Source organism: Flavobacteriales bacterium, assembly GCA_016712535.1.
GTDB lineage: Bacteria > Bacteroidota > Bacteroidia > Flavobacteriales_F > PHOS-HE28 > PHOS-HE28.
In genome coordinates this window covers 916,256-931,394 of record JADJQW010000002.1, presented here as the reverse complement: position 1 = coordinate 931,394, position 15,139 = coordinate 916,256, and the positions used below count along the sequence as shown (strand labels likewise).

Annotated in this window: 6 protein-coding genes; 4 read left to right on the top strand and 2 right to left on the bottom strand. The window is 62.4% G+C overall.

Going from position 1 to position 15,139, the window contains the following annotated elements:
• Nucleotides 1–360 precede the first annotated feature (360 nt).
• Genes IPK70_03810 through IPK70_03800 form a run of 3 tightly spaced genes read left to right on the top strand, consistent with a single transcriptional unit; the run spans nt 361 to nt 10,192 of the window.
• On the top strand, nt 361–7,350 hold the full coding sequence (locus IPK70_03810; GenBank protein ID MBK8226284.1) for a choice-of-anchor L domain-containing protein: 6,990 nt from the start codon (nt 361–363) through the stop codon (nt 7,348–7,350).
• Between the two features lie 11 nt (nt 7,351–7,361).
• Nucleotides 7,362–8,291, top strand: a complete 930-nt coding sequence (locus tag IPK70_03805) for a type IX secretion system membrane protein PorP/SprF (protein MBK8226283.1) — start codon at nt 7,362–7,364, stop codon at nt 8,289–8,291.
• 5 nt (nt 8,292–8,296) lie between these two features.
• Nucleotides 8,297–10,192 carry an OmpA family protein gene (locus IPK70_03800; protein ID MBK8226282.1) on the top strand — a complete coding sequence of 632 codons (1,896 nt, stop codon included), beginning with the start codon at nt 8,297–8,299 and terminating at the stop codon, nt 10,190–10,192.
• On the opposite strand, the gene IPK70_03795 is transcribed toward IPK70_03800, so the two are convergent.
• Entirely contained in the window at nt 10,193–11,731 is a 1,539-nt protein-coding gene (locus tag IPK70_03795) for a hypothetical protein (GenBank protein ID MBK8226281.1), read from the bottom strand. It abuts the gene before it with no gap.
• 93 nt (nt 11,732–11,824) lie between these two features.
• On the opposite strand from IPK70_03795, the gene IPK70_03790 reads away from it, so the two are divergent.
• Nucleotides 11,825–14,269 (top strand): hypothetical protein, encoded by a 2,445-nt coding sequence (locus tag IPK70_03790; GenBank protein ID MBK8226280.1) that lies wholly within the window; start codon nt 11,825–11,827, stop codon nt 14,267–14,269.
• Between the two features lies 1 nt (nt 14,270).
• On the opposite strand, the gene IPK70_03785 is transcribed toward IPK70_03790, so the two are convergent.
• On the bottom strand, nt 14,271–15,113 hold the full coding sequence (locus IPK70_03785) for a hypothetical protein (GenBank protein MBK8226279.1): 843 nt from the start codon (nt 15,111–15,113) through the stop codon (nt 14,271–14,273).
• Nucleotides 15,114–15,139 lie beyond the last annotated feature (26 nt).

The window sequence follows — 15,139 nt, the reverse complement described above, 5'->3', positions numbered from 1 at the left end:
CTGGCCTTGGTTTCGCGGCAGCAATCGCGTGCCTCTTCCTAGTGGATGCCCCATGCGCGGCGCAATCATCATCACCTGAACCGAATGCCTGCACTGTGCGGATCGAAGGCCTTACCAGCAAGGATCGCGACGCCCTTCAAGCAATGCTCAAAGGCAGAACGGATCTGCGGCTGGTCTTCGCCTGCGTCCCAGCCGGCTTGCTCGTTTTCGAGCCAGAGCCGGGTGAACCGAAGAGCGCTGCGGTACAACGCGCCATGCACCTGTTGGATGCGCAGCACTTGCGATCGAATCGCGAAGAGTTGGCGGGAGGATTAGCGGCTGCTGAAGCCGCATGCGCTCAAGCCCGCAATCGATAAGCCGATGAAGAGCAGCCTTCCCTACCTCCGCCCCGGCCTCGTTGCCGGCATCGCGCTTTCAGGGTCAACCGCAAGCGCACAGCTCACTGTCAATCCACAAACGGACCTGGTGCAACTGGCCGAGTCCATCAGTGGCCGAGGAGTGCAGATCAGCAACCCATCGATCAACTGCCATGAGCAGGGATTCGGGGAATTCAGCTACTCCGGAAGCCTGCTCGGCTTGGAGAGCGGCGTGATCCTCACCAGCGGGCGCATTTCCGATGCCTATGGCCCGAACGACGCGGAGAACAAGACCTTCCAGCAGGGGACCTCGGGCAGCACGCTGCTCAACACGGTGACCGGAAGGAGCACGCGCGATGCCTGCCTCTTCGAGTTCGACATCATCCCGAGCGGCGACAGCCTGAGCTTCCAGTTCGTGTTCGGCAGTGAAGAGTACAACGAATGGGTGGGCTCACAGTACAACGATGTGTTCGGGTTCTTCATCAGCGGGCCGGGCATCACGGGTGACCCCGGCATCGGGAATGACCGCAACATCGCCTTGATCCCGGGCACGAGCGCTCCTGTGGCGATCAACAGCGTGAACGCAGGCCAGAACAGCACGTACTACCAGTACAACGCCGGTGGCCAGCAGATGCAGATGGACGGATACACCACCGGCCTCGTGGCCCACAGCCTTGTGCAGCCTTGCCAGACCTACCACCTGAAGCTCGTGGTGGCCGATGCGAGCGATCGCAAATTCGATAGCTGGGTGTTCATCGAGCGCATCCAAAGCCCCGATGTCTCGCTGAGCACGCGCACCGTGAACGGCACTGCCAACATGGTGGAAGGCTGCAACCCAGGCTGGATCCGATTCACGCGCGACCCTGTAATTCCCGACCCGCTCACGCTCACGTACTATCTGCAAGGCACGGCCGCGAACGGAACGGACTACACCCCCATCGGCAACGTGAACCCCAATGCTGCCAAGACCATCACCATACCGGGAGGTGCGGCCTTCGCGGAAGAATACGTCGACCCGACCGCCGACGCCGTAATGGAGCCCGCCGAGCACCTGCGGATACTCCTTGGCAATCCGAACTGCGCTGGCTTCGTGATCGACTCGATTGACTTCGCCATTGAGGATACGCTCATCGCCATTGTCTCGCCTGGCGCCACGCAGACCATCTGCTATGGCGGCAGCACGCAATTCAGCATCCAGGGCGGCCTGGCCTATTCATGGACACCGAGCACCGGACTGAGCTGCACCGATTGCCCCAACCCAGTCGCATCTCCCGCTTCGAACACCAATTACACCGTGGTGATCAACGAGGGGACCTGCGCGCGCACGGTAAGCCGCTTGGTGCGCGTGAGCAATCCTGCCATCACCGGCACGGTGACCCAGCCGCTCTGCGATGGCAGCTCCAACGGCGCCATCAACATCAGCGTGAATGGCGGATACGCGCCATACACCTACTTGTGGAGCGGCCCGAACGGATTCAGCGCCAGCAGTGAGGACCTGGTGAACATCGGCCCTGGCAGCTACACCGTATCCGTCACCGATGCGTTCGGCTGCGCGGGCGCACAAGGGTTCAGCATGGGAAGCCCCGCCCCCTTGGCACTCACGCTCAGCCCATCGATCCTGCCGTTCGGCCAGAACATCGCATGCAACGGTGGAAGCACGGGCACCATCGGCCTGAGCATCGCGGGCGGAACAGGCCCCTATGCCACGCAATGGAGCAGCCCGAATGGATTCACCAGCTCCAGCCAGAACCTCTCCGGGCTTGCCGCAGGGACGTACACGGTCAGTGTAACGGATGCCAACGGCTGCAATGCCACGGGCGGATTCACGATGGTGGAGAGCGCACCACTGGTGCCATCGATCAGCGATGCTCAGCATGCCACATGCGTGGGCAGCACCAATGGCAGTGCCACGGCCGGCATCGCGGGCGGGATGCCGCCATACAGCTTCAGCTGGAACAGCGCTCCCCTCCAAAGCAGTGCAACAGCCAATGGGCTGAGCGCAGGCATCTACACGGTGTCAATCACTGATGGCTATGGCTGCACGGTCCAAGCCGAAGTCACCATCAGCGAGCCCGCTCAAGCACTTGGCGTCGAAATCACAGCCACCACCGATGTGCTGTGCCATGATGGGTTGCAAGGGTCGGCCCAAGCCCAAGCGATCGGGGGCACGGCACCGTACTTCTATTCGTGGAACACCTCGCCCGCGCAATTGGCCAGCAATGCCATTGGCCTGGCGCAAGGGACCTATGCCGTCTCGGTAATCGATGCCAACGGCTGCACCGCGCAGGCCGATGCCTCGATCGGCGGCCCACAGTCCGAAGTGTGGGCATATGCCGAGAGCGTGACCCACGAGAGCTGCTTCGGCCTCAACGATGGATCGGCCACCCTCGATGTCAGCGGCGGCAGCGGTTCCTACACGATCACATGGAACACCACGCCACCGCAAACGGGCCTCACGGCCACAGGCCTGGCCCCTGGAATGTACTTGGCCTTGGTGGTCGATAACAACGGCTGCGACCACGAGAAGTACGTTCCCGTTGAGATCCTTGGAGCTGCCGCGCCGCTGCAAGCACAGTTCGCCACATCGCAGATCACCTGCGCGGGCATGAACAACGGATCGATCAACCTCACGCTCACCGGCGGCTTGCCGCCCTACTCGCCGGTGTGGTCGGACGACTTCGGCAACAGCAATGTCATCGAGGACCTCTTCAACCTGAGCCCCGGAACGTATCACCTGCAGGCCAACGATGCGCTGGGATGCGCGGTGAGCGCAAGCATCGTGATCACGCAACCTGTGCCGATCAGTGCTGCCGTGACCATATCGCCCGCCGCGTGCCAAGGCAGCCTCACCGGCGCCATCGACCTCACCGTAACTGGCGGCACGGCGCCGTACTCCTACATCTGGAGCTCGGCAAGCGGCTTCAGTGCAAGCACGCAGGACATAAGCGGCATCGGTGCAGGCACCTACATCGTGATCGTGATCGATGCCAATGGATGCCAGTTCGTGAACGGCTACACCGTTTCCCAGCCTGGCGGCCTTCAAGCCGGATTGGACGTGACCGACCACAACGGTTTCGGCACAACATGCGCCGGTGCCAGCGATGGCGCGATCAACCTCAGTGCACAAGGCGGCAGCGGCGCCTACAACTTCAGCTGGAACGGTCCGAACGGCTTCGCCAGCACCGACGAGGACATCAGCAACCTGGAGCCCGGAACCTACACGGTGCAGGTCACGGATGGCAACGGCTGCAGCCTCACGCAGCAAGCAACCATCATCGCACCGGATGCGCTCACCGCCAGCACAGTGGCCTCCTCGGCGAACGGCTTCGGCCTGAGCTGCAACGGCGGATCCGATGGCGAGATCAACCTGATCCTCACCGGAGGAGCGGGACCCTTCTCAACAGCCTGGTCAGGGCCAAACGGCTTCAACTCGAATGCTGCAAGCATCTCGGGGCTATCCGCTGGCGATTACTCGGTGAACGTCACTGACGCGAATGGATGCAGCACCAGCGCGAGCATCACGCTGACGGAACCGCCGGCATTGATCGCGAATGCGACCGCCTTCGCCTGGCCCGATGGCACGAACATCTCATGCGCCTCGGCAAGCGATGGCTCCATTGACCTGAGCATCACCGGAGGCGTTGGCCCATACGGCATCGTTTGGAGCGATGGGCTCGGGTTCGCAGCATTGACGGAAGACATCAACGGACTGCTCCCAGGCGGCTACCAAGCGGTGGTGACCGATGCGAACGGCTGCACGGCGAATGCACTTGCGGTGCTCACCGCCCCGGCGCCGCTGCTGGCGGTCGCCCAAGCCGCGGTGATCAACAACAGCAACGTGAGCTGCCAGGGCGCGATGGACGGTTCGGTTGACCTCGCCGCCACCGGCGGCACCGGGCCCTTCTCCATGGCCTGGAGCAATGGCGCCAGCACCGAGGACCTAACAGGCCTCGGAGCCGGCAGCTATAGCGTGACCGTAACCGATGCCCATGGATGCACGGCCACTACGAGCATCACTTTGGATGAGCCACAAGCCATCCTGGCCAATGCCGCCGCTTCACAGCAGCCGAGCTGCAACGGGGCTTCCGATGGCGCAATCGCCTTGAGCGTTGCTGGCGGCGAAGCGCCTCATTCGTTCCTCTGGAGCGGCCCGAACGGATTCGCCTCGAACGATGCTTCACCGGCAGGGCTGCTCGCGGGAGCCTACAGCGTGCTGGTAACGGATGCCCATGGATGCACCACGACCGCGTTGATCGACCTGATCGAGCCGCAGCCGGTGATGGCGAGCATCACGGCCACGGTCTTCACCGGAGGCTACACCATTCCGTGCGCGGGTCTCAGCATCGGCAGCGCCACAGTCAGCGCCACTGGCGGAACGGCGGGCTACACCTTCGACTGGAGCGGTCCGGATGGATACTCAAGCAACGATGCGCAGATCTTCGGGCTCAGCGCCGGCGCTTATACGGCAATCGCCACGGACACCAACGGGTGCACTGGATCCGCCAGCGTGCAGATGGTGGAACCGCAAGTGCTGGATGTGCTCATCGATATCGCTGATCTGGGCGGATTCCCCGTGAGCTGCAACGGCAGCGATGGCAGCGCATCGGCGCTCATCAGCGGCGGGCAAGCACCGTATTCCGTCGGCTGGACGGGCCCGAACGGGTTCGCGAGCACGCAGACCTCGATCACCGGCTTGGATGCGGGCGACTACGAACTGACCGTGGCCGACGCGAACGGATGCGTGAGCACTGAGGCCTTCACCCTGACCGCACCCGAGCCGATGGCGGCCTCATTCATCTACACGAGCAGCGCCTGCGCTACCGATGCGAATGGCAGCATTGACCTCGATCTCAGCGGCGGCGCAGCCCCGTACAGCTTCAACTGGGTCGGCCCCGATGGCTTCCTCAGCTCCGATGAGGATCTCGGCAACCTGGCAGCGGGCGAGTATCTGTTGAGCGTGAACGACGCACTTGGCTGCAATGGCAGTTTCGAAGCAGTGCTCGTCGGTCCGGATCCGATCAATAGCGGCACCTACGTTTCCTTCTATGGCCTCTACAACCTGCAATGCCTCGGCGACAGCAGCGGCGTGATCGAGCTCGCGCCCGTTGGCGGGTCCGCGCCCTTCACCGTGGACATAAGCGGTCCGGGCGGATTCAGCTCCAGCTCCCTGGTCAACAATGCGCTCGTGGCCGGTGAATACCTGATCTCCATCACCGACCTGAACGGCTGCATGATGGACACGCTCGTGACGCTCACGGAGCCGAGCACGCAAATCGATGCCCAACTCAGCGCTAGCGTATACCCCAGCGGCACCAATGTGAGCTGCTTCGGTGCTTCTGATGGATGGATCGATGCCGAGATCACTGGCGGCACCGGCCCTTACGTCTTCGATTGGCGCGGGCCGGACAGCCTCGCCTTCAGCAGCGAGGACATCTTCAATCTGCCAGCGGGGACCTACGCTTATGAGCTCGTGGTGACGGATGCGAACCAGTGCGCTTTCGCGACCACGATGACCCTGACGCAGCCCGACAGCGCACTACAGGTCAGCGCGGTGCTCAGCACCTATAATGGCTATGGCGTGAATTGCGCTGGAAGCGCCGACGGATCCATCGACCTGAGCTATGGCGGCGGCAATGGCGGATACGTTGTCCTGTGGAACGGCCCGAACGGCTTCAGCTCGAACAACGATGACCTCAGCGGCCTGACAAGCGGCACCTACACCGTGACCATCACCGACATGAACGGCTGCACCATCACGCAGAATCATGTGATCGAGGCGCCACCGCCGATCACCGCAACGCTCACGCCATCGGACTTCAACGGTGCCGGCATCAGCTGCGCAGGCGCGATCGATGGAGCCATTGCTGCAAGCATATCCGGCGGATTCGGCGCTTACTCGCTGCAATGGGCAGGGCCCGGCGGATTCACGAGCAACGACCCGCAGATCGAAGGGCTCGCTGCGGGTTCCTACTGCCTGAGCATCACTGATACGAACGGGTGCGCTGCGCAATCATGCACCACCCTCACTGAGCCGCAGTCCTTAGTCGCTGATGCACAGCCCACGATGGCCTCGTGCGGAAACGCGAACGGCGCGATCGCGCTGAGCGCAACAGGTGGAACCGCTCCGTATGCCTACTCATGGAGCAACGGCAGCATCGCGGAGGACCTCGACGGACTGAACAGCGGCACGTACGACGTGCTCGTAACGGATGCCAACGGCTGCACCGCACAGGCCAGCACCATGATCGAGAACACGCCTGGAGTGGCCGCGCAGGCCATGGTGAGCAATGTGCTCTGCAATGGCGCCGCTACAGGAGCCATTGACCTTGAAGTGATCAGCGGCACCTCCCCGCTCAGCTTCGCTTGGAGCAACGGCAGCACTGCCGAAGACCTCATCGGCGCGAGCGGCGGCAGTTACAGCGTCGCCGTGACCGATGCCAACGGCTGCGCATGGAGCGGGCAATGGACAGTAACCGAGGGCGCCGAGATCGCCATTGAGGCGAACGTGAGCAGCTACACTGGCGGTTTCGAAGTGAGCACCTTCGGCGGAAGCGATGGCAGCGTGGGCATCCTGGCGAGCGGCGGAACTCAACCATACAGCTACCTGTGGTCGAATGGCAGCACCGCCAGCAACCAGAGCGGCCTCCCGGCGGGCACCTACACCGTGACCATCACCGATGCCAACGGCTGCACGGCCACGCGCTCCTTCACCCTTGAAGAGCCCAACGACCTGGTGATGCCCACGGGCTTCACGCCGAATGGCGATGGGCACAACGATTTCTTCATGGTGCAAGGCCTCGATGCTTACCCGGGCAATCTGCTCACCGTGCTCAATCGCTGGGGCAACGTAGTGATGGAGCAGCTGAACTATAAGAACGACTGGGCCGGCGACAACGCCAAAGGAGAGCCGCTGCCCAACGGAACCTACTTCGTCATCCTCAGCATCAACAACGGACAGCGCACCCTGCAGGGCTACGTTGACCTGCGCCGCTAACGCCAACGCTCATGAAGCACGCACGACTTTACCTGGTCCTCGCAGCGCTCGCTGCGGCAATTGCCGCCAGCGCACAGCAGGAGGTGATGGTGAGCCAGTACATGTTCAACGGGCTCTTCCTCAATCCCGCCTATGCGGGCAGCCATGGCTATGCGAGCAGCAGCCTGCTTCACCGCAGCCAATGGATGCAGGTGGAAGGTGCACCGCGCACCAGCATGCTCGCCATCGATGGTCCATTGATGAGCAACAAGATGGGCCTTGGCTTCTCGCTTGTGCATGACCAGATCGGAGTGAGCCGCGACCTGGACCTGAGCGGTCACTACGCCTATCACCTCCGTGTTGGCAAGCACAGCAAACTGGCGCTCGGACTGCGCGCCGGCGTCTCCATCTACAGCGCCCGCGTGAGTGAACTGCGCCATTGGGATGCCGCCGACCCGCTCTACCAGCAGGACATTGTGAATGCGCCGCTGGGCAAATTCGGATTCGGCCTGTACTGGTACGACCGAACCAGCTACTTGGGGCTGAGCGTGCCCACGATCTACGCTGCCGATGGCCGCATCACGCTCGATGCGCCGGGCGGATTCGACCACTACTTCACGCAGCACTACTACCTGCACGCCGGCAAGGTGCTCCCTCTGGGCGAGAGCCTCGACATCAAGCCCAGCACCTTGGTGAAGTACACCCCCAACGCACCGGTGGAGGCGGACATCAACTGCAACGTGCTCTACCGCGAGCGCGTGTGGCTCGGCCTGGGCTACCGCTCCGGTGATGCCCTGGTGGCCATGGTGGAATACCAGATCAGCCCGCAATTGCGCGTCGGCTATGCCTACGACATGACCACCTCGAAGCTTCGCAGCTACACCAGCGGCAGCCATGAGGTGATGCTCGGAATCGACTTCGGCAAGGACCTGGTGCGCATCAAGACACCGCGATACTTCTGATGGACATGCGAACGATGAAGACCTACCTGTTGAGCGCCTCCGCGTTGCTGGCCGGCTGCGCGCAGCAACAGCTCGCACAGGCCGATAAGGCCCGGGAGCGCATGGCCTATGCCGACGCTGCGCCGCGGTATGAGCGCGCGCTGAGCACCCTGGCCGAACGCGATGCCATGCTGCGCGCAGCCGATACCTACCGCATGCTGAACCAGCCCGCGAAAGCCGCCTCCTGGTACAGCGCTGCCGATCGCCTTCAACCGCTGCAAGGCGACGATGCCATCGCGCTTGGCCGAATGCTCCTCGCCTTGGACCGCACCGTCGAGGCAGCCCAGCTCTTTGAACGCATAATGGCCGAGCGGCCAGAGGACCCTCTCGTGCGCGAGCTGGGCATGGCCATCGCTGATCGGGAGGCCTTCTACGCTGACACCACGCTCTTCACGATCACTCCTGTTCACATTGAAGGCGTGAGCAGCGCGTTCAATGCAGTGCCCATGGGCAGCAAGCTGCTCATCGCCGCAGAGCGCACCCAGGCTGCGGGCAAACCGAACCCTTGGAACGGGGAGGCCTTCCTCGACCTCTGCACCGTGGAAGCGCGCGAAGGCATCATGGCGGGCTCCGCCCAACCTCTGCTCGGGGAAGTCAACGGCCGCTTCCACGATGGCCCAGCCGTTCTGAGCGCCGATGGCCGCACCATGTATTTCACGCGCAGCGATTACTTCCGTTTCCGGCTCAACAAGGACGAGCAGGGCACGAGTCATCTCATGCTCTTCCGTGCCGAGCTTCAGCCCGATGGCCGCTGGGGCAAGGTGAGCTCCTTCGCCTACAACGGCGAGGATTTCAGTGCGGGGCATGCTGCCCTCAGCGCGGATGGGTCCGTGCTCTACTACATCAGCGACATGCCCGGGGGCTTCGGCGGAACCGATCTGTACGCCTGCGAACGCACCGCGGAGGGCTGGGCCCATCCGCGCAACCTCGGGCCAACCGTGAACACGGCAGGCAGCGAGATGTTCCCGACCGTGCGCGGCGACACGCTCTTCTTCGCCAGCAACGGCCATCGCTCCCTGGGCGGCCTCGACATCTTCCGCACTGTGCAGAAAGACGGCGAATGGCGCCAACCGGAGAACCTCAACTACCCGATCAACACCCGTCACGACGACTTCGCCCTGGTGATGCTCACCGACCGGAAAGGCTACCTCAGCAGCAACCGCGGAGGACGAGATGGCATCTACCGGATCCTGGAGAATGATCCCACCCTCGTGCTCAACATCTCCGTATTCGACGAAGAGGACGGCTCCCCAATGGCCGGTGCCGAGGTGCGCCTGTTGGAGCCGACCCAGCCGGAGCCGCTCACCCTCTTCACCAACGATGATGGTCATGTGAGCTTCCCGCTCACCGTGGACAAGCTCTATGAGGTCCTCGCCAGCAAGGATGGCGTGTTCACCGAGCGCCGCCAACTGAGCACCATGGGGCAGCGCATCAGCCATGAGTTCAAGGAAGAATTCCGGATGCAGCGCGTAGTTGTGGACAAGCCGATCGTGATCGAGAACATCTACTATGACTATGACAAGTGGGACATCCGACCGGATGCGGCCGTGGAGCTCGACAAAGTGGCGCAGCTCTTCATCGATAATCCCGCACTGAGCTTCGAGCTGGGGTCGCATACCGACAGCCGCGCGAGCGGCATGTACAACCTGGTGCTCAGCGATGCACGCGCAAGCAGCGCCATGGACTATCTGATCCGCAAGGGCGTACCGGCCGAACGCATCACCGCGCGCGGCTACGGCGAGAGCAAGCTCGTGAACCGCTGCGCGGACGAAGTGGAATGCACGGAGGAGGAGCACCAGGCCAACCGGCGCACTGAATTCAAAGTGGTGAAAGTGATGCCGATGCTGAGCGATCGCAAGTGATCAGGCCGATCGCAAGGCGCGCCGGCGAACCACATCGCTGAAGGCTTCGCCAGTGGCGTGCGCCTCTGCCCATGCCAGCACATCGAAGTACTTCAGCACGAGCTGCTCATTCGGATCATGGAGGAGCTCAGCGAGCTGGGCGTGGAGAGCCTTGAAAAGCTCACGCTTCGGAGCGGCATCCGTGGTTCGCGCGAGTTTCTTGATGCCATCGATGAGCACGACCTCCACCCCATTGGCCCGTTGCCGCTTATCCAGGAATCGCTGCGTGCTCCGAACGATGTATGCCAGCAGGTCATAGTTGCCGAGTTCGTAGTGGACCACCAGGTTGAAGAGCCGGGCATAGGTGAAGATGTCCTGTCGCAAGGTGGTCTCATTGTCGTTGAGCACCTTGTTGAGCCAGGCCAAGGACTTGTTCACCTGCCCCGCGCCGAAGTAGGCGCAAGCCATGCACCATTGGAACTCCAGCGCGTACTCCTTGTGCAGTCGCTCGCCCAAGGCCTCCATGCCCGCGATGAACTCAGGCGCCATCTCAACGGCCTGCGCGTGCTCGCCGCAGCGATCGAGGAGTCGCAGCTCGCAGATGGTGCCTGCAACATAGACCTGCGTCGCTATGCTGATCCCGCCGAAGCCAGGTTCATCGGGCAGCGCGCGCATCAGCGCGATGTTGGCCCGTGCGGCATCGAGCTCCATCAGTTCGATCTGCCCATTGATGATGTAGTGCAGCGTGCGCACGTAGCGCTTGGGCAGGTCGGCCTTGATCAGCGGATTCTCATCAAGTATCTGCTTCACGCGCAGGAACTTCTCAAGGCTGGTGCGCCAATCCCTCTTCGCCCAGTGGCAGAATCCCTGGGTATAGAAGCAGATGGTGGCGGCACGGCGCGAGAGCGCGGTGTTCTTGCCCTTGATGAGCTGGTGCTCACTTATCTCCTCCACCATCGCGTGCTCCTCCTCCGTGCGCACGTAGCCGCCGCTGCGGAACACGTAGTTGATCTTGCTGTAGAGGATGTGGTAGGCCGCCAGGTTGCGCAGCTTCTCGATCACCTCGCGCTCCTCCTCGATCAGGGCATCCAGGTCCTTCGTGAACTCACCGCTCTCATAGGCCTCCTCCAAGAGCATCTTCTCCCAGTTGAGCAGTTCGAAGAGGTAGTAGAAGCGCTCGTTCTCCTTGGCGATGCGCTTGGCCCGGTGCAGCAATTTGTTGCACTCGGCATAGAGGGCCTTCTGATAGAGGATCTCGATGTTCTTGATCTCCTGCTTCAGGATTCCGCTCACCGAGCCCTCGGCGTGGTAAGCCCGCAGAGCCTTCAGGATCAGCTTGTAGAGGTGATTCTTCTCCGAGGGCAGGTGCTTGATGAAGATCTCCTTGGCGAACTGGAGCTTCAGCGCATCCTCGTCGTAAACCGGTTGCTTATCGATGGCCTCGAAGAGCCTGAGGTAATTCTTCGGACCCGACTGCAGAGCGCTGTGCAACTTGAAGAATCGCTTCTCTGACTTGGTGAGCGACTTGATCAGGTCGTGCAGTTCGGTGCTCGGCTTCATGTGCTCCAGGCCCGAGAAGGCCGTTCAAATGTAGGAATCCCAACAGGGCAGTCGCCGATGCCTTCCCTTGCCTGACGGGGGTACATTTGGGCCATGCCTTCCCTTCCCAACATCCGGCCGACACGGATGGTTCGGTGCTGCACCGCTTTCCTCCCGGTTGTGCTGGCGCTTACCGCTGCCGGCCAGCAAAACTGCCAAACCACGAAGCATGCCGCGCACGGAGCGGCCAAAGGCGGTGGACTCGCACTCTGGCCGTGGGACATCCTGCACCAGCGCATCACGCTCGACCTCACTCAAGGGAACTTGATCAGCGGCGCTTGCGCGATCACTGCTGCGCCAAGGGATGCCGGCCCTTCTGCCTTGCCTTTGCAGTTGCTCGACCTCACGGTCGATTCTGTGGTGATGGCCGGCGCTCTCCTCCCATTCACCCATATCGGCATCGACCTCATCGTGCAATTGCCGCAAGCATACACCCCCGCCGACACCATCGATTTCACGGTTCACTACAGCGGCGATCCCGTGCTCGACCCCAGCGGCTTCGGCGGCTTCTACACTACGGGCGCCTACCTCTACAACCTGGGCGTGGCCTTCACCAGCGTGCCGCACTCCTATGGGCGTGCCTGGTTCCCTTGCGCCGACAATTTCACGGAGCGCAGCAGCTACGAGTTCATCGTGACCACCACCGCGCCCTATACCGCTTGGTGCAATGGCGAGCTCCTCAGCGAAACGCAGCCGTCAGCCACCACCGTCACGCGGCATTGGAGGCTTGATGAATCGATACCCAGCTACCTCGCCTCGGTTTCAGCCGCCAACTATGCAGTGGTGCGCGACACGCTCACGAGCATCACTTCCGAAGAGATCCCGGTCACCCTGGTGGCGCGCGCGCCCGACACCACCGCGATGAAGAACTCCTTCATCAACCTGCAAGGTGCCTTCGACCGTTTCGAGCAATGGTTCGGCCCCTACCGTTGGAATCGTGTCGGCTATGTTCTCACCCCGCAAGGCGCCATGGAACACGCAACAAGCATCCACTATCCTCAGTCCATCGCGAATGGTTCGCTCTCCTACCAGGACGTGATGGCGCATGAGCTCGCGCACCACTGGTTCGGCAACCTGGTGACCTGCGAGCGCGCGGAGGAGATGTACCTCAACGAGGGATTCGCGGAGTACCTCGCCTACCTCTTCATCGAAGAGGTGAACGGCGCGTCCGCGTACATGAACACGGTTCGCTTGAACCATCGGCGCATGCTGCAGCGCGCGCACCTCGACGACGGTGGCTGGTGGGCCCTGAGCGAGATGCCCCAGGAATGGACCTACGGTGAGCACACGTACAATAAGGGCGCCGATGTGCTGCACACCCTGCGCTCGTACATGGGCGACAGCCTCTTCCGCGTGGGACTCACGAGCTTCCTTGACGCCTTCGAATTCGAGCATGTGAACACGGAGATGCTGCGCGACCACTTGAATCAGGTCACCGGGCTCGACCTCACCGACTATTTCACCGATTGGATCCAGCAGCCAGGATGGGCCGCATTCGAAGTGGAGGCTTTCGATTGGACTGACCTGGGGAATGGCACGAGCACGGTCAATGTCACTGTTCAACAGAAGCATCGCGGCCCCGCAGACCACTACCACAACGTGCCCATGAGCGTTTCCTTCGTTCAGCCAGATGGTGCCTTATGGACGCTGCCGGAGCCCGTTCTGCTCGGCGGTGAGCTCACCACCTTCTCCGCCACCGTGCCTTTCATTCCGCACGGTGTGTTCCTGAATGCCGATGAGCGCATCAGCCAGGCCGTCACCTTCGACATGGAGGCCTTCAGCGGTCCGGCGACGCGGCAATACACCAATAGCGATATGCGGCTCACGGTGAACAGCACGCCCGCACCCTTCACCATCCGGGTCGAGGAATACTGGGTGGCCGCTGACGATGAGGTGGATGAGGCCTTCGCTTATGTGGTATCGCCCGACCGCTATTGGCGCATCACCGCCACGGACCTGCCCTCCGATGCCAGCCTCAGCGGACGCTTCAACTATGATGGAAGGCCCGCGCCGGCCATCGCCTTCGACAGTGGCTTGATGCAGGATTTCGGCGGCTTGCCGTTCCGCGAGGACAGCTTGGTGATGCTCTATCGCGAAGGGCCTGATTGGCCGTGGGTCCTGCATCCGAACCAAACGCTCACCGCATTGGGCAGCCTCACCGACCGTCAGGGCCGCATCGATATCAACGACCTGCGCCCAGGCGAGTACTGCTTCGCGTGGCGTAAGAGCGCAGTGGGCATCGGCGAGATCGGCGCTGAATCGATTGCATGGACCTTGATGCCGAACCCGGCAGAAGATTTCGTCATCGCGCGCGCGGACCGGCCCGTGCAAGGGGTGATCGAATTGCTCGATTCACGCGGACGCCTCGTGCGCTGGGAGCCGATCAACGGTGAGCAGGCGCGGATCGAAGTGCAGGGCGTGAAACGAGGAGCGTATCACCTACGCTTCGTTTCGACGCTTGATACCCGTGAGAAGGCAGGGAAACTGCTCATTGAATAGCCTACACCTCGAACTCCTCCCTCTTCAGCAGCACCCCATCAACCGCGATGCAGATGGCGTAATGCCCAGGCGGCCAACCGCGCACGGTGACTTCCACATCGATGCTGTAGTGCCCTTGGCGCAGATCGCGGCCTTCGTCGATCACCCGCAGGGTGCGGCCATCGGCATCCTTCACCACGATGCTGAGCACACCGGCATGCCGTTGCTGGAATTCGACCCGTCCGGTGATGCGCGTCGGCGTGGGGTCGAAGGCGCGTCCATCGGCCGGTGGTGCGAAAGCGGTGGTGTACCAGGGCACGGGCCTGCCCGTGAGCGCCGAGAGGTATTGCCGCAGCGCAAGCGTGGCGGCATCGTCGTCCGCATCGACCGCGCTGATCGGATTGTCGTCGCTCACGGTCCACACGGCCTGCTGCATGGCGTGCTCCGGATAGCTGGATGCAGCGAGGTGCTGCGCGAGCTTCACGAGGCGCTCATCGGCCATGCGGCCCTGGTCGAAGGCATTGGCGAAGGCGGGGCTCGCGTCACCTGCTTCGCAGCAGAAGGCGCTGCAAGTGACCGTCCCGCTCATATTCGGGGCCAGCGCGATGACCTGATCGCCCACCACCAAGAGGTCCTGCAGGGTGCTATCCAAACTGGCGAAACGCCAACCGGTTGGAATCCGGAGCGTGATCGGTCGAGCGGTGAGGTTCTCGGCTTCGACACGCAGGCAATGACCGCTATGGCCTCCCAGGGAGGTGGCCGTGATGCGTGCTTCACCGGCGTGGAGCGCAGCGCCGACATCTGCTGAACGCGTGTCCGAGTGCAGCAATGCCGCTGCACAGAGCATGGTGATGGCGCGAAGCATGGCAGGCGGGTTTGACCATGCAACGC

Coding starts and splice junctions, on each gene's coding strand:
- IPK70_03810 (MBK8226284.1), top strand. CDS start 361: ATGAAGAGCAGCCTTCCCTACCTCCGCCCCGGCCTCGTTGCCGGCATC.
- IPK70_03805 (MBK8226283.1), top strand. CDS start 7,362: ATGAAGCACGCACGACTTTACCTGGTCCTCGCAGCGCTCGCTGCGGCA.
- IPK70_03800 (MBK8226282.1), top strand. CDS start 8,297: ATGCGAACGATGAAGACCTACCTGTTGAGCGCCTCCGCGTTGCTGGCC.
- IPK70_03795 (MBK8226281.1), bottom strand. CDS start 11,731: ATGAAGCCGAGCACCGAACTGCACGACCTGATCAAGTCGCTCACCAAG.
- IPK70_03790 (MBK8226280.1), top strand. CDS start 11,825: ATGCCTTCCCTTCCCAACATCCGGCCGACACGGATGGTTCGGTGCTGC.
- IPK70_03785 (MBK8226279.1), bottom strand. CDS start 15,113: ATGCTTCGCGCCATCACCATGCTCTGTGCAGCGGCATTGCTGCACTCG.